Raw genomic sequence first — 20,069 nt, 5'->3', positions numbered from 1 at the left:
GGAACGCTGACCGCCCCTGCCTCGTCCGACAATCGCACCAAGATCAGCGGCGTTTGCCCGAAGCTCCAGCCAGACGCCAAGGCCTCTCAACCGACTGTAACCCGGGGAAACCGCTCGAGCCGATCAACCGCCGAATGCGGCCGCGTCGCGTGTGAAGATCTCCGGCGCTCCGCCCGTATGGAGGAATACGGCCGGGGTGCCGGCCTCGATGATGCCGGAGGCATTGATCGCCACGAGGCCGCTCATGGCCTTGCCTGTGTAGGTCGTGTCGAGAAGGACGCCCTCCGTGCGCGCTGTCGTGAGAACCGCTGCGATGCCCGCTTCGGAGGGCTGGGCGTAGCCGGGGCCGACAAAGGCGTCGGTCACCTGGACCGCGTCGAGGGAGGGCTCCTTCAGGCCGAGGAGCGCGGCGCTGTCGGCGGCGCAACGGCGGATCTCGGCGGTGAGGATGTCGCTCTTCCAGCTCGCACTGACGACGAGGAAGCGTGTCGTTGGTGCCCACAGGGCCGCACCGAGGATGAGACCCGCGGCGGTCGACCCGGTCCCGCCGGCGACGACGACGGTCATCTGACGGTCTCCGCGCACTGCCGCAACCTGATCCCGGAGTTCCCGGAAGGCGACGACGTAGCCGAGTGTGCCGATGCCGGTGGCGCCACCCAGGGGGATGGCGACGGCCTTGCGGCCGGCCTTCGCGAGTTCCTGGGCGCGCGCGGCCATCTGCGCGTCGATCTCGTCGTAGCCGACCACGCCGCAGAAGCGGATGTCGGCACCGAACAGGGTGTCGAGCAGGAGGTTGCCGGTCCGCGCGTCGGTCGGCTCGCCCTTCAGGAAGAGTTCGCACGACAGCCCCGCCCGCGCCGCGACGGCGGCGGTGAGGCGGGCGTGGTTCGACTGCGCGCCACCGGTCGTCATCAGCGTGTCCGCTCCGGCCGCCAGCGCCTCGGCGAGGATGAACTCCAGCTTCCGTAGCTTGTTGCCGCCAAGGCCGAGGCCGGTGAGGTCGTCGCGCTTGATGAAGAGGTCAAGGCCGAGCGCGTCGCCGAGGCGGGCCGCCGCGTCGAGCGGCGTCGGCAGGGTGACGAGCGGGGTGCGCGGGATCGCGGCGAGGCGTTCCACGGCGGCGCGGTTCAGGTCCGACGGCACAGGGCGGCTCCGGCGACGGTGTAGACGTTGGCGGCGGCGACGAGGTCGTCGATCCGCATGCTCTCGTCGACGATGTTGATCTGGTCGACCTTGCCCGGCCCGTAGATGACGGTGGCGATCCCGGCCCGATTGAGGTGCGAGGCGTCAGTGCCGAAGTAGACCTGCGGAAACAGCGGGCCGACATAGGGCCGCGCGCCGAACAGGCTCGCGTGCGCGTCGGCGACGGCGGTCACGACCGGATGCCGGCGATCGACCAGGTACGGGTGCTGCTGGCAGAAGGCGGGCCGCTCGATCAGGGAGACCTCGACGTCGGGCGCCTCGCCGTTCGGCTTGCGTGCAGCGGCGATGGCCGCGCGGACGTCGGCGAGCACGCTCTCCGGCGTCATGCCGGGGACGGTGCGGACGTCGACGAACGCCTCCGCTTCGGCCGCGTGCATCGAGGCCATGGTGCCGCCGCCGACCTTGCCGACGTTGATGGTCGGCAGCCCCGGATAGTCGGGATGCGGCTCGAAGGCGAGGCAGCGCTCGTCGAGGGCCGCCACCGCCGGCAGCAATTCGGCCAGCGCGTTGCGGCCTTCGTCGCGGCGGCAGACGTGCACGCCGACCCCGGTGGCGCGCACGCGCAACTGCGTGACGCCGACGTGGCAGGTCATCACCTGCAGGTCGGTCGGCTCGCCATTGATGCAGAAGTCGGCAGTGAGGCCGTTCTCAACGAGCGACAAGGTGCCGAGGCCGAGGCTGTCACACTCGCCCATGACGGTCGACAGCACGATCCGCCCGGACAGCTGGTCGCGGATCGACGAGAAGACCCGCATGGCGCCGAGCATGCCGGCGACGGCCCCCTTCATGTTGTTGATCTCGGCGCCGTAGAGCCGGCCGTCACGCACGAACGGACCGAACGGATCGTGACTGTAGCCGGCCGGGATCGGCAGCGTGTCGAGGTGGCCGTTGTAGAGCAGCGTCGGCCCCGGCCGGCCGGTGTCGAGCACGCCGACGACGTTGGCGCGGCCGGGCAGAACCTCCTGTCGCCGCGTCTCGAGCCCGAGCCCGCGCATCTCGGCCTCGACCCAATCGGAGATCGCCCGCTCCTCGCCGGAGACGCTCCTGAGGGCGCAGAGCGCGCTTGCGGTGGCGATCAAGTGGTCAGCGTCGGGAAGGGCGACCTCACCGCGGGGAGAAACGACGTCGAGCATCGGACGACCTCAGTGGGCGGAGAGGGTGCGGAAGAGGCGGGTGTCGATCGTCGGCGGCGGCGCGATGCCGCCGAGCCGCCAGCAGTGCCAGGCGACGACGAGGTTGCTGGTGAGGATCGGCCGGTCGATCTCGCGCTCCAGCGCCGAGACGATCCCGGCGGTGGCGAGCCCCGTGCAGCTGACGACGACGCTGTCGCCACCGGCCCCCGCGAGCGTGCGGATGAAGTCGGCGAGGCGATCGTCATCGACGTCCTGCAGTGCGTAGTCGTCGAGCTCGCCGCCGTGCAGGCTGCGGATCGCGGCGGGCTCCACGGCGTGCTCGCGGAGGAATCCGACGAGCCGTTCGTTAATCGACGCCGAGTACGGCGAGCCGACCGCCGGCCGCGTCACGGCCAGCGCCTTCAGCGCCGCCGCCAGGGCGGTGCTGGCGGTTGTCACCGGCACGTCGCCGGCGGCCGCCTGCAGGCGCGCGACCAGCCGCTCGTTGCCGGCCCGCCCTTCCGAGAACGAGCCGCTGGTGCAGGCCCAGGCGATCGCCGACGGGCGGATCGGCAGCAGCTGCTCCACCGCCTCGACGGCCCGGTCGGAGGCGATGGCGAGGTTCTCGGCGGTCACCCGGCGCGGATAGACGACCCGCGCCGCGTGAACCTCGACCCCGTCGGGGAGGATCCGCCGGAGGTCCGGCTCGATCGTCAGATCGCTGTCGAGGACGATCAGGCCGATGCGTCCCTTGCGGCCGTACATGGCGTCGCTCCCTCAGGCGTTGTCGCGGTGGAGGTCGAGGTGGCCCTGCGGGTCGACGGTCATGGTCCACCCGCGCGGCACGAACGTCGTGGCGGTCGGCTCGACGATGACCGCGGGTCCGGGGAAGCCATCGCCCGGCGCAAGGTCGGCACGCTGTGCGAACGCCACCGTCGCGTCGCCCGGCAGCCGGCTGGTGATCCGGCCGACCGGAACCACACCGCCGGACCGCGGGGCGAGGTTCGGCATCGGCGGGGCCTCGACGGCAATCCAGCCGGTGAGGCGCAGGTTCATCATCTCGATCTCGGCGTCGCGCTCGTCGTAGCCGAACTTCGCCCGATGGAGCTCGTGGAAGCGCTCGGCGAGGGCACCGAGCGACGCCGCGGCCGGATCATCGACCGGGACGATCAACTCCGACGCCTGGCCGACATAGCGAACGTCCGCCCGGACTTCCCAGGCCAAGGGCCTGCCCTTGGCGATCGCCGTCATCTCGCCCGCGACCGCGGCACGGAAGTCCGCGAGCTCCCGCCGCAGCCGCTCGTCTTCGACGGCGGACAGACGCGTCGGCCAGGCGCGGACGAAGTCGCGCCGAAGGTTCGCCGATAGCAGGCCGAAAGCCGAGAAGGCGCCGGGAAAGCGAGGCACGACGACGTGGGTGGCCCCGATCTCCTCGGCAACGGCGCAGGCGTGCAGCGGCCCGGCGCCGCCGAAGGCGACGAGTGCGAAGTCACGCGGGTCGTGACCCTCGCGCACCGAAACGAGCCGCACCGCGTTCGCCATCTTCACGTTGGCGAGGTGCCGCACCATGGCTGCGACGCCCTCGACCGGCTCGCCGAGCTCGGCGGCGAGGGGCCGGAAGGCGGCTTCGGCGGCCTCCGGCACGAGCTTCATGCGGCCGCCGAGGAAGAATTCAGGACGCAGCAGCCCGAGCACGGAGAGCGCGTCGGTGACCGTCGGCAGCGATCCGCCGCGGCCGTAGCAGGCCGGGCCCGGCGTCGAGCCGGCGCTCTCGGGTCCGACCCGCAGCATCCGCCCGACGTCGAGCGAGGCGATGGAGCCGCCACCGGCGCTGACGGTCTCGATCGCGAACATCGGCAGGGTGATCGGCAGGCCATCGATCTGGAACTGCGTCGACACCACCGCCTCGCAGCCGGCGACGAGGCAGACGTCGGTGCTGGTGCCGCCCATGTCGAAGGAAATGAGGTTCGGCAGGTCCTTCTCGCGCGCCAGGCGCTGCGTCGCGAGAACGCCGCCGGCGGGCCCGGAGAGGCACGTCGTCGCCGCATGGGCGCCCGCGAGCTCGATCGGGAGCACGCCGCCGTTCGAGCCCATCACCGAGATCGCCCCGCCGAAGCCGCGCTCGGCGAAGCGCTCGGTGAAACGGTCGAGATAGCGCGACACCTTCGGGCCGACATAGCCGGAGATCGTCGTCGTCGAGGTCCGTTCGTACTCGCGGAAATGCGGGGCGATGGCGCTCGAGCGGACGATGTAGCAGTCGAGCGCCGCACGCAGCCGCCGCTCGGCGGCGATCTCGTTGTCGGGGTTGGCGTAGGCGTTGAGGAAGCTCACGGCCACCGCCTCGACCTTGGCCGCCCGCAGCGCCGCGATGACGCCGTCGAGCCCATCCTCGTCGAGCGGCCGGATGATGGCGCCGCTGGCGGCGGTGCGCTCGGTCACCTCGAAGCGCAGGTGCCGCGGCACCAGCGGCTCGACCTTGCGGATGTACAGGTCCCAGATGTTGCGGCGTTCCTGGCGCTGCAGCTCGAGCACGTCGCGGAAGCCGGCGGTGGTGACGAGCGCCAGCCGCGCGCCGTTGCGCTCCAGGATGGCGTTGGTCGCCACCGTCGTGCCGTGCACGATCGAGCGCACGCCGCCGAGCGCCAGGCTGAGGCCGGCCGCAGCGTCGGCGGCGCCGACCGACTGATCATCGGGCGTCGACAGTCCCTTCGTCACCTCGATGCGGCCGTCGGCGCCGAGCAGCACGACGTCGGTGAAGGTGCCGCCGACGTCGATGCCGATGTCGAAGCTCGTGCCGGCGTCAAAAGCAGTGGAAAGGGCACTCATCGTCACGCCTTTCTCGACTGGGGATAGCTGTGCTCGACCGCCGCCGCCGTCGCCTTGCCGGCCAGCAGGTCGGCGGCGATCGCCGCGGCGCTCCGGTCCGAAGGAGCTCCGTAGCCGCCGCCACCACCGGCGACGACGCGCACGACGTCGCCGGCCTTGAGCGGACACGCCGTCTTCGACGGCAGGCGGATCTGCTCGCCGGCGCGCAGGATGGCAAAGCTTCCGGCGGTTCCGGCGCCACCGCCCGCGGCGCCGCGCGGCACCTGCTTGTGGCGGTCGGCGTATCCGAAGAACTCGACGCCGTCGTCCAGCACCTCGAACTCGCGCACCGAACCGAGCCCGCCGCGGAACCGGCCGGCGCCGCCGCTGTCGGGGATCAGCTCGTAGCGGGCGACGCGGATGAACGGATGGTCGAACTCGATCGCCTCGGCCGGCGTGATGCGGCAGTTCGACAGCGGCGCATCGAGCATGTCGGCGCCGTCGCCGATCGGCGTGCCGCCCCAGCCGCCGCCGATGTCCTCGATGAAGATCGAATAGGCCTCGCCGTCGCGCCGCGTCAGCCCGACCGTGGTGTTGACGTGGAAGCCGAGCCCGGCGGCGCGGTCCGGCAGCGCCTGCTGCAGGGCGATGAGGATGGCGTCGAAGACGCGGTAGGCGCCGCACATGCGGGCCCGCGTCGCGCTCGGCGCCGTCGGGTTGAGGATCGAGCCGGCCGGCGCGTGGATATGGATCGGCCGGTAGCAGCCGTCGTTCGAGGCGATGGTGGCGCGCCCGGCCGTCACCGCCATCTTGATGGCGCTGAAGGCGCTCGAGCAGGTCGAGCCGAACGGGACGTTGAGGAACTCGCGGATCTGCGGCGCCGAGCCGGTGAGGTCGACGTGGATCTCGTCGCCCTTCACCTCGAGGGCGACGCGGATCGGGATCGGCTCGTCGCTGCCGATGCTGTCGTCGATGAAGTCCTCGGCGACGTAGCGGCCGTCGGGAATGCGAGCGATCTCCGCCCGCATCAGCCGCTCCGAGTGGTCCATCGATGCGCCCATGTAGAAGGCGACCGTCTCGCCGCCGTAGCGCGCTGCGAGCTCGATGATGCGCCGCTTGCCGACGTCGTTCGCCGCAAGTTGTGCCTGTAGATCGCCCCAGGTCGTGCGCGGCGCGCGGAAGTTCGAATGGACGAGGTCGTAGAAGACGCCTCCCTTGGCGAAGTCGCGCTCGCGGTTGAGCTTCAGCGCGCTGAAGCGCAGGCCCTCTTCGTAGAACTCGCGCGCCCCCAGCGTCAGGCCGGCGCTGCCGCCGCCGATGTCGACGTGGTGGGCGATGCTGGCCGAGAAGCCGAGCAGCGCCCCCGCGTGGAAGATCGGGCTGAAGATCGTGATGTCCTGCAGGTGCTGGCCGCCGAGGAACGGGTCGTTGGTGACGAACACCTCGTCCGCCGCGATCGTCCCGTGCTTGGCCATGCAGGCGCGCATCGGCAGCGACAGCGACGACATCTGCACGGGGATGTGCTCAGCCTCCGAGACGATCCGCCCCTCGGCGTCGAGCAGCGCGCACGAGCAGTCGCGCGCCTCGCGGATGATCGTCGAGCGGGCGGTGAGGAGCAGGTTCACCCCCATCTCCTCGGCGATGGAGTGGAAGGCGCTCGCCATGACGTTGAGCGTCACCGGATCGGGGGTCACAGCACGGCCTCCTTCAAGCCAGACTCGCGCTCGATGAGGCGCTGCAGGAACGACCGCGTCCGCTCGTGGCGGGGACTGCGGAAGATGGTCTCGGGCACGCCGGTCTCGATGATCCGGCCATGGTCCATGACGACGACCCGGTCGGCGACCTCGCGGGCAAAGCCCATCTCGTGGGTGACGATCACCTTGGTGACGCCGTCGTGGGCGAGGTCCTTCATCACCGCGAGCACCTCGCCGACGAGCTCGGGATCAAGGGCCGAGGTGGGCTCGTCGAAGAGCAGGATGTCCGGGCTGAGGGCGAGCGCCCGGGCGATGGCGACGCGCTGCTGCTGGCCGCCCGACATCTGCGCCGGCCAGGCGTCGAGCCGGTCGCCGAGCCCGACCCGGACGAGCAGACGCTTGCCGATCGCCTCGGCCTCGGCCTTCGGCAGCCGCTTCACCTTGATGAGCCCGATCGTCACGTTCTCGAGCGCCCGCAGGTGCGGAAACAGGTTGAAGCGCTGGAACACCATGGCGCTGTGCCGGCGCGCCCGGGCGGCGGCCCGGTCGACGTCGCGAAAATGTGGCGCCTTCGAACCCGGCTTCTGGTCGAGCACGAGTTCGCCGGCGATCTCCAGACGGCCCAACGTCGGCACCTCGAGCATGTTCATGCAGCGCAGCAGCGTGCTCTTGCCCGAGCCGCTCGGCCCGATGATCGCCACCACCTCGCCGGCGGCGACGTCGAGATCGATGTCGGCGAGCGCCTCCAGCGCACCGAAGCGCTTGCCGAGCCCGCGCAGCGACAGCATTGGCGTCGGGGCCGGAGCCGTCATGGCAGGTGCACTCCCTGCGAGCTGCGCTTCTCGAGATGGCGGATGAGCAGCGACAGCGCGTAGGACATCACGAGATACATCGCCGCCACCATCAGGTAGATATCCATCGCGCGGAACGTGATGGCGACACGCAGCTGGCCGGCTCGCAGCAGCTCGGTGACGCTGATCGTCGCCACGAGCGCCGAGTCCTTCAGCATCGAGATGAAGTAGTTGCCGATCGGCGGCAGGATGGTGCGGAAAGCCTGCGGCAGTATGATCTCCCGCATGATCATCGTGCGGCTCATGCCGATCGAGGCGGCCGCCTCCCACTGCCCGCGGTCGACGGCGAGGATGCCGGCCCGGTAGACCTCAGAGAGATAGGCGCCGTAGTGGGCCCCGAGCGTGAGGAAGCCGGCCATGAAGGGATCCAGCATGATCCCCACGCTCGGGAGGCCGTAGTAGACGATGAACAGCTGCACCAGCAGCGGCGTGCCACGAACGACCTCGACGTAGACCCCGGCGAGAAACCGCGGCAGCCACATCCGGCTGAGCCGCCCAACGGCAGTGATCAGGCCGAGCACCAGCGCCAGCAGCATCGACAACAGTGAGATCTCGATCGTGACGAGGGCGCCCTTGAGGAGGTAGGGCATCACCTCCCAGAACAGCGACGACTGGATGTCCTGCAGCACGATCGAGATCCCCTTGGGATGCCCTTAGTGGGCCGTCGGGAAGTACGGGACCTTGTAACCCTCGAGAATGGTCTTGATTGTCCCGTCGTCGCGCATCTGGTGGATGGCGGCGTCGATCGCAGCCTTCAGCTCGGTGTCCTCCTGGCGCAGGCCGACGCCGGCATCGAAACGCTCCTCGGGCACGAACTCCTCGACGATGCGCACGTCCAGCGAGGGATCGCCGGTGAGGATCCAGGCCGCCGATGGCGCCTCGAGGTAGGCGGCGTCGATGCGGCCGTTGTTGAGCTCGAGCACGATGGTGTTCTGGTCCGGATAGACCGCGACGTCGGGGATGCCTTCCTTCTGCAGGTGGTCGACGGTCACCGAGCCAGCCAGCGCGCCGACCTTCTTGCCGTGCAGGTCCGCCAGCCCCTTGACCGAGGTGTCCCCCTTGCGGACGAGGATCGTTTCGCCTGAGGCGTAGTAGGGCGTCGAGAAGCTGATCACCTTCTCGCGCTCCGGCGTGATGAACATGCCGTCGACGATCGCGTCGCAGCGCTTCGACGTCAGCGCCGGGATCAAGGCATCCCACGACACCCACGTGTATTCGGCTTCGGCGCCGAGCTTCTCGCCGAGCTTCCGGGCGATCTCGACCTCAAAACCGGGGATCTTCGCGTCTGAGCTCGAGTAAGGCAGCATCCCGTCGACGCCGCAGACGACGAACTTCTTGGAGCTCTTGATGCCCTCCAGGGCATCGGCTGCGGCGGGGGCCGCCGCCACGACTGCGGCGAGGGAACCGGCGAGCAGGAGCGCGGCGGTGGAGAGGGTGGCACGACGCGTCAGGCCGAGGATCGTTTTCATGTGAATTCCCCTGGAAAGCCGCTCTTCAGCGTATGGCGACCGGCGTCTACTCTGGCGCCGGGCCTGCGGACCGGATAGCTGGTATTTGATCAGCCTCATCATAACTGGGGATTATGATGGACCCGCTCCGATCGCTGCCGCCGTCGCGCACCCTCGTTGTCCTGGAGGTTGCCGGCCGCCTGCTCAACTTCAGCGCCGCCGGGCGGCAGCTCGGCATGTCGCAGGCCGCCGTGAGCAAACAGATCCAGAGCCTGGAGGCGGGCCTCGGCATCAAGTTGTTCGTGCGCAGCAACCGCGGGCTGACGCTGACGACGGCAGGCCGCCGCCTGCATCAGGCGGTGTCGTTCGGCCTCAACCACATCGTCGACGCGATGCAGGAGGCCCGGCCGCGCTTCCAGGAGGGGCGCGTCACCATCACGACGACGATCGCGCTCGCCTCGGTTTGGCTGATGCCGCGCATCGCCAAGTTCCGGGCCGAGCATCCGGCCATCGACCTCCGCGTCATCGCCACCGACGCGCTGCTCGACCTGTCGGGCGAGGGGATCGACGTCGGGCTCCGCTACGGGCTGGGGCGCTGGGGCGCCATCAACGCGCAGAAGCTCTTCGGCATCGAGCTCTTTCCGGTCTGCAGCCCCGCCTTCCTCGCCGCCACGCCGCCGATCCGGGCGGTGCCGGACCTCCTGACGACGAAGCTCCTTCACGTCGACGAGCCAAACTCGACCGACGCCGACTGGAGCGTCTGGATGCGCGCCGTTGGACTAGGCCGCGGTATCCCCTCTGGCGGCATGCACTTCAACAACTACCCACTGCTGATCCAGGCTGCGGTCAATGGTCAGGGCGTCGCCCTCGGCTGGGGCCATCTTGTCGAGGACCTGATCAAGAGCGGTGCCCTGGTGCAGTGCCTGCCGACGACGCTGTTGTTGAAACCGGCCTTCTTCCTCGTCACGTCGGACAGCGTTCATTTGAGGCCGGAGGTGGCCACCTTCTGCGATTGGATGGTCGCCGAGACTGAGCGGCTCAGAGAATAGCCGCCGCCGCACTCACACGGCACAAGACGCCCTTCCGCCCGGGCGTCGGGCCGGCAACTACCGAGGGAGCCCGCATGAAAGTCCTTTTGACCTGGCAGGCGACGCCGGAAGAGGTGGCTCGGTTTGCGGCGGCGCTGCCGCAGGATGCGAGCGTCGTCGCGCAGCCCGCGGCACCGTGCTTCTCCCGTTTCGACTGCGACCTCCCAGCGATCGCGCCACTTCTCGCCGAGGCCGACGTCATCGTCGGCTGGGTGCTGCCGCCGGGCTCCCTCGAGCGGGCCGGGCGGCTGAAACTGCTCGTCTGGATGCACGCCGGCTGCGACGAGCTCGACTTTCCGGCGCTGAAGGCGCGCGGTATCCGCGTCGCCAACATTCGCGGGGCGAATGCCAGCGCCGTGACGGAGCACGCCATCGCGCTGCTGCTCAGCCTCGCCAAGCGGCTCCCGCAGGCGCATGGCGACTTCCTCGCCGGGCGCACTAATCCATACTACGTCGTAGGCGCCCACGCGGCGATGCTGGAGGGGCGAACGGTCGGGATCGTCGGGCTCGGAAACATCGGCACGGCGATTGCGAGGCGGCTGAAGGCGTTCGACATGCGCGTCCTCGCGACGCGCCGTGACCCGGGCCGCGGCAGCGGGCACGTCGACGCAGTGTTTGGACCGGATGGCCTGCACGAAATGCTCGGCGCGAGCGACTATGTCGTCCTCGCCCTGCCGATGACCACGGAGACCGACGGCCTATTCGGCCCGGCGGAATTCGCTGCGATGAAGCCCGGCGCATTCCTTGTCAACATCGCCCGCGGCAACCTCGTCCAAGAGACAGCCCTCGCAGACGCCCTCGCCTCCGGACGTCTGGCTGGCTACGGCGCCGACGTCTGGTGGTTCTATGCAAACGCCTATCCCGCCAGTTACCACTTCCCGGCGCCCTCCCGCACCGGCGTGCACAGGCTCGCGAACGTGCTCGGAACGGGCGGCCAGGCTTCGAACGCCACCGGCGTCGTCGACCAGAGCCTCGCGCAGGCGATCGAGAGTGTCGCGGACTTCGCGGCCTACCGCCAGCCGCGACGGAGCATTGACCTCGACCTCGGCTACTGAGATCGGTCCACGCCTCGAGCACGCGACACTGTTGGCGTCATGGTGGACTTACCGTATTCCAACGACTACTGGGCCTATCGAAGCATTTGGCACTAATGACCGGCCAGCGCACCTTAACTCAGCGGGCCTTAAGCGCTCAGGAGCCTGTGCATTGGAGAAAGGCATCCCAGGCCGCCATTAAGTTGCGGCGCTTCTCCAGAGCATCGCCACGGCGATATGCCCGCTCTGTCTGATCTCCTACAGTGTGTGCAAGTGACTGCTCGGCAACCTCACGAGGGAAATTGGTCTCTTCGCCCGCCCAATCTCGGAAGGAGGAGCGAAAGCCATGGGTCGTCGCTCGCTCTCCCACTGTCCGCCGAAGCATCATCAAGAGCGTCATCTGTGAGAGCGGACGTCCCCTGCGAGCACCTGGGAAGACATACGCGTCACCCTTCTCGTCGGCGCCGGGTCGCAGCAACGCCATCTGCTCGAGGACCTTGATCGCCCCAGCCGTCAGTGGAACTCGGTGCTCACGACCGGCCTTCATCCGGCCCGCGGGGATGACCCAAAGTGAGTTGGCGAGGTCGATCTCCTTCCACGTAGCGCCGAGGACTTCACCTGTTCGCGCAGCCGTGAAGATCACGAACAAGAGGCATAGGGCAGAGACCGATCCATTCTCGCTCAGCGTCGCCACGAGCTTCGGTACATCCGGGTAGGGCATCGCTGCATGATGTCCCCGCTGCAGGCGCTGTTGCTTGGGGAGCAGTGCGTCCAGATGGCCGCGCAGTCGAGCAGGATTCTCCCCGGTACGCAGCCCCTTCGCCTTTGCAGCATCGAGCACCCGCTCGAGCCTTCCGCGAACACGTGAAGCGGTCTCCGCCTTCTTTGTCCAGATTGGCTGAAGGATCGCCAAGATGTCCTTGGTGTCGACCTCGTCGCACTGTTTCGAACGCAGAGGCGCAGCATAGTCGCGCATTGAATTGCGCCACTGCTGGATGTGCTTCGCATTTCGAAAGCCCGGCGAGATTTCCTCAATGAGGTTATCCATGAATTCACCGAACGTCGGCGCCGTAGGAAGTGCTGCTGGCGGCTCCGACACTGCACGGCGGACCTCGATGGGGTTCCGCCCATCGGCGAGGACCCGTCGCGCCTCATCGGCTTTCAGACGTGCGTCTGCGAGGGTTACGCTTGTCACGCCGCCCAGCCCCATCTCCTTGAGCTTGCCGTCCCAACGGAACAGGAAGGCCCACCGCTTGGCGCCGGACTTCTCGACGACGAGGTAGAGGCCATTGCCGTCCGCGTGCCTCCCCGGCGCGGAGATCGTGGCTACCTTCCGAGCGGTCATCCTGTTCGCCTGCCGAGCCACAGCTACACCTCGCACCCCAACTTTCACCCCAACACGTATCGCGATCTGAGGTGAATGTCCACGAATGCGTCCGTGTGCAACCGCCCATTTAAGTCAGCAAAACCAACATGGTATGTGCACACTAGCGATTGGGGGCGGCCATGGGCGAGCGATAAATGTGGGGACTGCCTCTCCGCCATCCCACAATTATGAAGCGTCTCTTGGCGCGTTCGACGGGCCGAAAATGCCAAAGAAAACTGGTGGATTGCCCGGTCAGGCTGTCCACTGCGCGGCGTCGATCACAGGCCCTTTTGTCTCTGTTTCAGCCATTTCTCTCCCGAGCTGTGGACTGCTAGGGCGAAGGTACGGATCCGTAACTCATTGAATAAGTTCGAGCATTACAATCGAGCGTTCGCGTACTTTTCGCTGGCGCAATGGTTGGATCTTGGAGAACACACAGAAGCCGTTGATTTCGCAGATGAATTCGTGCGATGCCTTCAGGCGCATTTCGGGGAGTGGCGAGCTTTGACGTAGTTCGGCGCAAGTTGGCGTCGCGGCTGAGGGTCTTCTCTTGTCCTTAGGCGACGTTGGCTGTCGTGCTGCTAGCTGCGCTGGACTCTGTTGTGATCGCCTAGGGTGCGTTGCTTGAATCCCCAGTCCAGCACAATCAGGGTGCCGTCACTGCGAAGCTCGTTGGCGATCTGCTTGACCTGGGTCTTGGTGACAACGTTACGTTCCAAAATCCGCGGCCAAAGGTCGGGCCATCGAACACTTGCCGGCGAGGTTGGGACCAAAGTTAAAAGCAGGCGCTTAGCTCGGCACTCCTCTTCAGCCAAAAAGGCGATGGACGGGTCCGGAGCCATCTCGCTCAACGAACCAAATATCTCCATCTGATCGCTGGCGGCCGCGGTCGCGCTAAGCTTGGTGAAGCCGCGGATCCGGTCTTGCTGGCAGAGAGCCTTGATCTGACTGCTGCGAAAGACCTCTATGCCCTTCGAGTTGCGCGTGCCATAGACGAGGCTGTACAGCGGGCGATCCTTCAGGGGGCGCAGCACAGTGGTCTCGGCCACGTGAGTGTATCCACCCAGCTGCGCCAAAGTACGCGAGAACGCGTCAACCAGCACGGTCTTGCGATGATCTTTCTCAGCAATGTGGCCCGGCCTGGCCTCAAGCCGCGCGCGCCAGGCCCGGTCGAGGATCAACTTGTCCAAACTCGCGGCGACCCCGGAGCTTTCGATCGAGGCGGCGCGATTGATAAAGTCGAACATGAAGTTAAAAACCACCTCACTGTGCGGCCGTCGCAACAGGGGGGCGATCCGCTTCATGTCGATGCCCCAGCCCTTGGGATCGATAAAGACGAAGGCGAAGGCGCGCGGCGGAATGTCCCGAAGGATACTCGGTGCCTGATCGATGAAGGACCCGGGGTAGGTCTTCATCTGCACATCCGGGAACAGCGCCTTGGCCGCCTGGAGGTTGGCGTAGGCGCCAGGATCCTTCTCGACGAGGAAGGCGGACATCTTGACGCTTTTGCCGTGACCCTTCCAACTAGCTTTCGCTTGGCTCAGGGCGCGCAGGGCGATGCCGAAGGAGGTGTCCTCGAACGCCTCGCCAGTGTGCTGCCAAGGACCGGAGAAGCCGTCGACATAGGCGACCTCCTCCCAGGTGCTGGCGACCTTATGGGCCCAGCTCTCGAGATACTCGCTCAAGAGAAAGTGCTTCACATAGGCCTGTTCGCGGCCTTGGTAGTGCTTCAGTTCACCAATCACGACGCTCTCACTGTGGAAAGCCGCCGGCGCGCGGCCTGACCTTCACAATTGCAAAGCTCGACCGGAGCGGCGAGAAACCCCGCTGCACTCCAGCTCGGATGCCACCGCACCATAATTAGGTCCTCATCTTGTCGTTAGAAAGCTTGATCAAAGTGGTTATCGTTAACGCAATTTTTGCCCTTTTGAAATTGCCTATCCCACGGACGAGGCACCTTTACGGTGCAATATGAGTGGAGCCCATGGCTGAGACCCAGATAGAGTGGACGGACGCATCTTGGAATCCAGTAGCCGGCTGCTCGATCATCACCGCCGGCTGCACCAACTGCTACGCAATGCAGATGGCGCGGCGCCTCGAAGCCATGGGCGTGCCCAAGTACGAAGGACTGACCCGCAAGAGCGGAAAACGCGCCATCTGGAACGGGGTCGTTCGAGAGGATCGCTCCGCCCTGGACATTCCCTATGGTTGGCGCAAGCCTAGAAAGATCTTCGTAAATTCGATGAGCGATCTTTTCCACGACGACGTCAGCGAGGACTTCGTTGTCGATGTGTGGCGGGTAATGCGGGAGACGCCGCATCACAACTACCAGATCCTGACCAAGCGTCCCGCTCGCATGGCCGAGATCGTGGCGCGCGCCATTCCTGATGTTCTGCCCAATGTCTGGCTTGGTACCAGTGTCGAGAACGCCGATGTCGTTGGCCGCATCGATCACTTGCGCGCCGTCCGCGCGGCTATCCGGTTCATTTCGTTCGAACCGCTAATCGGTGCTGTCGGCGCGGTCGATCTGACCGGCATCCACTGGGCGATCATAGGCGGCGAAAGCGGGCATCAGGCTAGGCCGATACGAGAAGACTGGGTCGACGAAATATACGCGCAGTGCGATACCTACGGGGCAGCTTTCTTTTTTAAGCAGTGGGGCACTTGGGGTAAGGATAACAAAAAGCGCTCCAAAAAGGCCAACGGTCGTGAGTATCGTGGCCAGATCTGGAACGGCATGCCCGCTGTCTTGGTGCAGTAGCCAAGGCCGCCCCGGCTAGGGAGCTGGATTTGGTCAAGAAGGCGTACACCTGGGACGACGGGGCGGTGCTCGACGAGCATAGCCGCAGAAAGCACAAGATTCTACGGGAGTACCTCTTTCAGTATATTTCCGTCAGGTGTGGAAACCCGCAGCAGAGTAGGTTTCGGCTCGCGGTCGTCGATGGGTTCTCAGGCGGCGGACGATACGCCTGCGGCGCCGCCGGCTCGCCCATCATCTACATTGAAGAACTGCAGCGCTCGCTAGAGGTGGTCAACACGCGACGGGTTGCTCAAGGCCTCGGCACCGTCGAGATCGAGTGTCTGCTGATCTTCAACGACGCCCTACCCAGCGTCACCGAAATTCTGAAGGGCTACTGCGCACCCTTGCTGGCGGCTGTGCAGGAAGCTTGTCCCAAGCTGCACCTGAACGTGACCTATCTCAGCAAGCCGTTCGAGGAGGCCTATCCAGTTATCCGTGGCCTGCTCGCTGGTCGGTTTCAAAGCGTACTGTGGAATCTCGACCAATGCGGCCACGCGCAGGTTGACTTTTCCACGCTCAGCGAGATCATGCGGTCTACCAAGTCCGTGGAAGTCTTCTACACCTTCGCGATTGACACCCTTCTGACCTTCCTCAGCCGAACCAACCCCGACCTAATGAAGCGCCAGGTCCGTCATTTAGGGATCAATCCGGGCGACTTGCGCGCCATCGACGGCATCGTTAGCAACGACGCATGGCTGGGAGCGGCCGAGCGCATCGTATTCGAATCGTTTCGCAATTACGCGGGCTATGTAAGCCCGTTCTCCATTACTAACCCGCAGGGATGGCGCTATTGGCTGATCCACTTTGCTAACAACTATCGCGCACGTCAGGTCTATAATGACATTCTGCATGAGAACGGCAGCCAGGCGCACTTCGGCCTGCCAGGCCTCGACATGCTGGAATACGACCCAGCCAAGGAGGGATCGCTCTACCTCTTCGAGGAGGAGCACCGGGCCAAGGCGCGCGAGAAGCTGATCTACGACATCCCGCGTTTCGTTTCCGGCGCCGGCGATGCCATGCTGGTCGGCGACTTCTACGCGGCGGCCTACAGCGCCACGCCGGCGCACAAAGACGATATCCACAGCGCAATGCTCGGCGGAGAGGATCTTGAGGTCGTCACACCTGCCGGTGGTGTGCGCCGGCGCGCTCGACAGATCGTCCCAGGCGACACCCTTCGCCTGAAGAGCCAGCGCTCGTTCTTCATGATGTTCGGCGGAAGGCAAAAGCCGTGATCCGCGAGCGGTCCGTCGGGGACGGCCATGCTGTGGCCTAAGCCCTATCCCGAGCATTGGCGGCTACTCTCGGAATCCAAAATCGCACTCCGCAAGGGCATGCCTTGGTCGGGTCCGATGCAGCGACAACTCTGGCACGCCCAGCCCCATCCGTTCGCCGGGCGCGAACTCACAGTTACGTCAGACTACGGCGGCGAACACAACTCAGCGACTCACCGCGTCTACGCCTTTCTGATCTCCCAGAGGTTGCCGCCTGCCTGGTTCAAGGCGATGCAGCATATCCGCCTGACTCTCCTTACAGATGGTCGCCGTATGTCGTTCAAGCGAGTGGTTGATGAGGCGCGGATGAACGCTCTCATAGCGTATCTCGACGCCGCCGACGCGCTCACCGGTCATCTAGTCGTGATCGCAGTCGATAAACGGATCAAGCACTTGGTCTGTCCGCCGCAAAAATTCAGCCGGTTCCGGTCGGCGTTCGATCTGAAGGCGAGGTGGAACGAGCAGGGTCTCGAGGACATGGCGCGGAAAGCGTACTTCCTCACAATCTGCCTTTCCATTTGGGCCGCCCCCGGCATGGACCTGGAATGGATCAGCGACCAGGATCAATCCGTCGCCAACGAACTGCGGCTGGATGACTTCCATCGCACGGCCGCGCGCATGATAAGCCTGTATCTACAATTCCCGATGGGCGTGTTCGCGATGAACACCACGGCGATTGACGGGCCGGAACGCCACTACGAGGACCTGTGTGCCATCCCCGATCTTGCCGCGGGTATGGTGTCCGATGTGAGCGCAGCCATCTTCGGAGGTGGCGGATTACAGTCGACCGGAGCTGCCCAGGTGGATTCTTTTTCTGAGAAGACGGAGATGATCGCCAGTTGGTTCTGGTGGCCCATCCACGGGTTGAAACGCACCATGTTGTCGTTCGACCACGGCGGGGGCGGGCCCCACAGCATCCGGACGATCACCATGAAAGTCAGTTGATCCTCGGTTGGGGCTCGACGACCATCCCTCAGATCTCTCGCATATCTCCGATCGACCTGTCGAAATAGGACCAGGGATCCGCCAGAAATGCATCGCAGGCGGCCAGACCTCTCATGAGCGCCGCTCGCCAGTGGTTGAGCTTAAAGTCGTCATCAACGGCCTTTGCCGAGGCCAGTAAGAACGCCTTAATCTGCTCGCCTTCATCGGGCTTACCACGAAAGAAGGAAAAGGCGGTCTTGAGGTTGAAGAGGAAAATATTAACTGGATCAAAATAACGCCTGTTGAGGTCGAGCCGCCGTAGCTGGAACCTTAGGCGCTCGTCCAAATCATCGAGGAGGAAGGTGTCGTCGATTGTGAAGAGTACCACGAGCCTCCCTGCGGCATACTGAACTTCCGCCTCGAGAAAAGTCAACTCGGGAAGCTCAGTAAGATAGGCATGTATCAACCCTGCGCCGACGACGGGCTCCAGTGTCCCCTTCGCGCGATTGCAGGGATGGCAGCTCGGGATCAAATTGCGGGCGTAGATTGACAGCGCGCGGTATTGGTCCTTGGGAAGATGATGATCGAGCGTCGTTGCTTCCCCAAACCCGCATAGCGGACACTCGATCACAGATGCCAGCAATCTGCCGCGCAAGTCCTTCAGGCGGCCACGTTTCTGGACCTGATTATACGCCGCGTGCAGATAGTTCTTGCACGCGTCGAGTGCGGCGGGAACTAGCACGGCATCGGGCTCGCCCGCTAGGTCATCGTACGCCTGATAGAGCTCGATGACAGCTTGGCGTTCCGCATCGGACAGTTCGTAGACAACGGTCTCATCCTTTTCGATCAGCGCTGCGTCGAGCTGCGCCTTTATGTCGCCCACCGCAGGCGGCTCTACTTTCCACATCGGTCAGCTTTCACGCGCTGCGATCAGGCTCATCACATAGGCCCGTGCCTGCAGGCTCATGCGGCGATCGAAGCGACCTTCGATCTGTTCAAGAGTCAGATTTCGATCGACGAGCGAGCGTAGCGTGGCGTGGAAATCCGCGCTACCGGCGGTTAGACCGAACACCTCGTTAGTAATCTCACCGATGCTCTCACCATAGGTTTCGATCTTAGGTGGCAGGATCGTAACAACGTCGCCCGATCGGTTTATCACCGAGACATGGCGGCCGAGCGTTTCCTGTGCGACGACGGGGGAATGGGTGGCGATGACGGCAAAGGCATCCTGCTTGCCGAGCACCAGCCGAACAGCGTGCATCAAGGCCGCCAGCAGCGGTGGGTGAAGGTGGCTCTCGGGCTCGTCCATCAGGATGATCGCCTTAGGCTGCGCATAGGCGACGAGCGTTGTGACCATGTGCATGACGATCTTGTGCCCGGTGCTCCAGCCCATGAAGGTCTCGCGTGGATCAGCTTCCAGCAGCGCCGCGACCGACTGATCGGGCACGTCAGAGAATGAGGGATCAGCCAGGAGCAGGAGAAGTGACTGGCTGAGCAGCCGTTCGCGCTTCGCGACCACCACGCGCTCGAGGGTTCGGGCGTACTCGTCGGCGAGCTGGTCGGCCGATTTAAGGTAGGTGATGTCCTGCCGATCCAGCGCAAACCCCGGTGCCAGCTCGTCCTCCACACTTCCGTCGCTGGACTCGACATCACCCACACCTGAAAGCCTCTCCTCAAGCTCACGAGCGATGTCGCGCAGGCCAGCGAAGACGTAGCGGCCAGTCCCCGCCCGCAGGTCGCTGATGATCTGCTTCTTGTCCTGAAGGGTGACGCCGGGGACGTGGAACGTGTCAAAGGCGCTGTAGGCGACGGCGATGATCCGGGAAAAACCGATGCCCGCCGGCGCGATCTTCCCGAGATTCGAGGTCGGCGCACGGGCTCGCTCAAATTGTGACGCGTGCAGTACACGCGCGAGCCGAGCGAGCAGGGTGCTCTTGCCCGAACCGTTTCGTCCGGTGATCACCGCAGCTCGATCTGGCAGCATTATCGCTGGTCCCGGAAAGCCGTCCCCGAAGACGTCCTCGCTGTTGTCCGGCGCGGCGAAATCCAATTCCAAGGGTGCTGTCCACCCTGACATGACGAAGCTGAGCGAGAGGCCCACAGACGGTAGCGCGTCATAGTCGCGCTCGAGTAGAGTGAGGGCCAGCGGCTTGTAGCTCTCCAGGTCGAGATCGCGCGTCATCGAGACGCGCCAGGCCTCCGCTTCAATAAAGCTGGCTGCATGGTTCGGGTAGACCAGCGCATCGCGCAGGAATTCCAGGATCTCGTCCCGAATATTCCTCGGCAATTCGGCCAGCCGTTCATAGTAGTCTAAGGACTGACCGAGCGAACAGAATTCCTCGGCCAGCGGCGCGAGCGGACCAACCGGCAGCTCGCTGTCGTGCGAAATCCCCTGTCCTTTCCGCAGGATCTTCACTCCGCCGATCATCTTGGCGCCGTCGGGCCCAAAATAGTAGAGGTGATACTGGGTCTT

17 protein-coding genes are annotated in these 20,069 nt (G+C 65.4%); 5 read left to right on the top strand and 12 right to left on the bottom strand.

Annotated features, from left to right (window positions below; genetic code table 11):
- Positions 1–123: 123 nt before the first annotated feature.
- Genes RUR49_RS11255 through RUR49_RS11220 form a run of 8 tightly spaced genes read right to left on the bottom strand, consistent with a single transcriptional unit; the run spans position 124 to position 9,134 of the window.
- Positions 124–1,143 (bottom strand): 1-aminocyclopropane-1-carboxylate deaminase/D-cysteine desulfhydrase, encoded by a 1,020-nt coding sequence (locus RUR49_RS11255; protein WP_409146477.1) that lies wholly within the window; start codon positions 1,141–1,143, stop codon positions 124–126.
- Complete coding sequence (locus RUR49_RS11250) at positions 1,128–2,336, bottom strand: M20 family metallopeptidase (RefSeq protein ID WP_409146476.1); 1,209 nt, start codon at positions 2,334–2,336, stop codon at positions 1,128–1,130. The genes RUR49_RS11255 and RUR49_RS11250 overlap by 16 nt, the downstream gene beginning before the upstream one ends.
- A 9-nt stretch (positions 2,337–2,345) precedes the next feature.
- Positions 2,346–3,080, bottom strand: a complete 735-nt coding sequence (locus RUR49_RS11245) for a hypothetical protein (protein ID WP_409146475.1) — start codon at positions 3,078–3,080, stop codon at positions 2,346–2,348.
- Positions 3,081–3,092: 12 nt separating this feature from the next.
- A complete protein-coding gene (locus tag RUR49_RS11240; RefSeq protein ID WP_409146484.1) occupies positions 3,093–5,141 on the bottom strand; it encodes a hydantoinase/oxoprolinase family protein in 2,049 nt (682 codons plus the stop codon).
- Between the two features lie 2 nt (positions 5,142–5,143).
- Entirely contained in the window at positions 5,144–6,814 is a 1,671-nt protein-coding gene (locus RUR49_RS11235; RefSeq protein ID WP_409146474.1) for a hydantoinase B/oxoprolinase family protein, read from the bottom strand.
- The gene (locus RUR49_RS11230) at positions 6,811–7,626 is read right to left on the bottom strand and encodes an amino acid ABC transporter ATP-binding protein (protein WP_409146473.1); all 816 of its coding nucleotides are present in this window, start codon (positions 7,624–7,626) and stop codon (positions 6,811–6,813) included. The genes RUR49_RS11235 and RUR49_RS11230 overlap by 4 nt, the downstream gene beginning before the upstream one ends.
- On the bottom strand, positions 7,623–8,294 hold the full coding sequence (locus tag RUR49_RS11225; RefSeq protein ID WP_409146472.1) for an amino acid ABC transporter permease: 672 nt from the start codon (positions 8,292–8,294) through the stop codon (positions 7,623–7,625). The genes RUR49_RS11230 and RUR49_RS11225 overlap by 4 nt, the downstream gene beginning before the upstream one ends.
- 24 nt (positions 8,295–8,318) lie before the next feature.
- A complete protein-coding gene (locus RUR49_RS11220; protein WP_409146471.1) occupies positions 8,319–9,134 on the bottom strand; it encodes a substrate-binding periplasmic protein in 816 nt (271 codons plus the stop codon).
- Between the two features lie 116 nt (positions 9,135–9,250).
- On the opposite strand from RUR49_RS11220, the gene RUR49_RS11215 reads away from it, so the two are divergent.
- Together RUR49_RS11215 and RUR49_RS11210 are read left to right on the top strand one after the other, a co-directional pair.
- Complete coding sequence (locus tag RUR49_RS11215; RefSeq protein WP_409146470.1) at positions 9,251–10,162, top strand: LysR substrate-binding domain-containing protein; 912 nt, start codon at positions 9,251–9,253, stop codon at positions 10,160–10,162.
- A 74-nt stretch (positions 10,163–10,236) separates the two neighbouring features.
- Entirely contained in the window at positions 10,237–11,256 is a 1,020-nt protein-coding gene (locus RUR49_RS11210; protein WP_409146469.1) for a 2-hydroxyacid dehydrogenase, read from the top strand.
- A gap of 136 nt (positions 11,257–11,392) precedes the next feature.
- On the opposite strand, the gene RUR49_RS11205 is transcribed toward RUR49_RS11210, so the two are convergent.
- The gene (locus RUR49_RS11205) at positions 11,393–12,580 is read right to left on the bottom strand and encodes a tyrosine-type recombinase/integrase (protein WP_409146468.1); all 1,188 of its coding nucleotides are present in this window, start codon (positions 12,578–12,580) and stop codon (positions 11,393–11,395) included.
- Between the two features lie 602 nt (positions 12,581–13,182).
- A complete protein-coding gene (gene tcmP / locus RUR49_RS11200) occupies positions 13,183–14,346 on the bottom strand; it encodes a three-Cys-motif partner protein TcmP (protein WP_409146467.1) in 1,164 nt (387 codons plus the stop codon).
- Positions 14,347–14,585: 239 nt separating this feature from the next.
- Between tcmP and RUR49_RS11195 the strand changes: the two genes are divergently transcribed.
- The 3 genes from RUR49_RS11195 to RUR49_RS11185 are packed head-to-tail and all read left to right on the top strand — an operon-like array spanning position 14,586 to position 17,617.
- Positions 14,586–15,362, top strand: a complete 777-nt coding sequence (locus RUR49_RS11195; RefSeq protein WP_409146466.1) for a DUF5131 family protein — start codon at positions 14,586–14,588, stop codon at positions 15,360–15,362.
- Between the two features lie 29 nt (positions 15,363–15,391).
- The gene (locus RUR49_RS11190; protein ID WP_409146465.1) at positions 15,392–16,633 is read left to right on the top strand and encodes a three-Cys-motif partner protein TcmP; all 1,242 of its coding nucleotides are present in this window, start codon (positions 15,392–15,394) and stop codon (positions 16,631–16,633) included.
- 27 nt (positions 16,634–16,660) lie between these two features.
- Positions 16,661–17,617 carry a hypothetical protein gene (locus RUR49_RS11185; RefSeq protein ID WP_409146464.1) on the top strand — a complete coding sequence of 319 codons (957 nt, stop codon included), beginning with the start codon at positions 16,661–16,663 and terminating at the stop codon, positions 17,615–17,617.
- Positions 17,618–17,645: 28 nt separating this feature from the next.
- Here the strand turns inward: RUR49_RS11185 and RUR49_RS11180 are convergent, their stop codons facing one another.
- Positions 17,646–18,503 carry an HNH endonuclease gene (locus tag RUR49_RS11180; RefSeq protein ID WP_409146463.1) on the bottom strand — a complete coding sequence of 286 codons (858 nt, stop codon included), beginning with the start codon at positions 18,501–18,503 and terminating at the stop codon, positions 17,646–17,648.
- Positions 18,504–18,506: 3 nt separating this feature from the next.
- The coding region (locus RUR49_RS11175) for an AAA family ATPase (protein WP_409146462.1) at positions 18,507–20,069 on the bottom strand (1,563 nt) is incomplete at its 5' end.

Source organism: Pseudoxanthobacter sp. M-2, from assembly GCF_046156265.1.
Lineage (GTDB): Bacteria > Pseudomonadota > Alphaproteobacteria > Rhizobiales > Segnochrobactraceae > CAMDHY01.
Note: the sequence above shows the minus strand (reverse complement) of the source record. Positions and strands in the feature narration are given on the sequence as shown.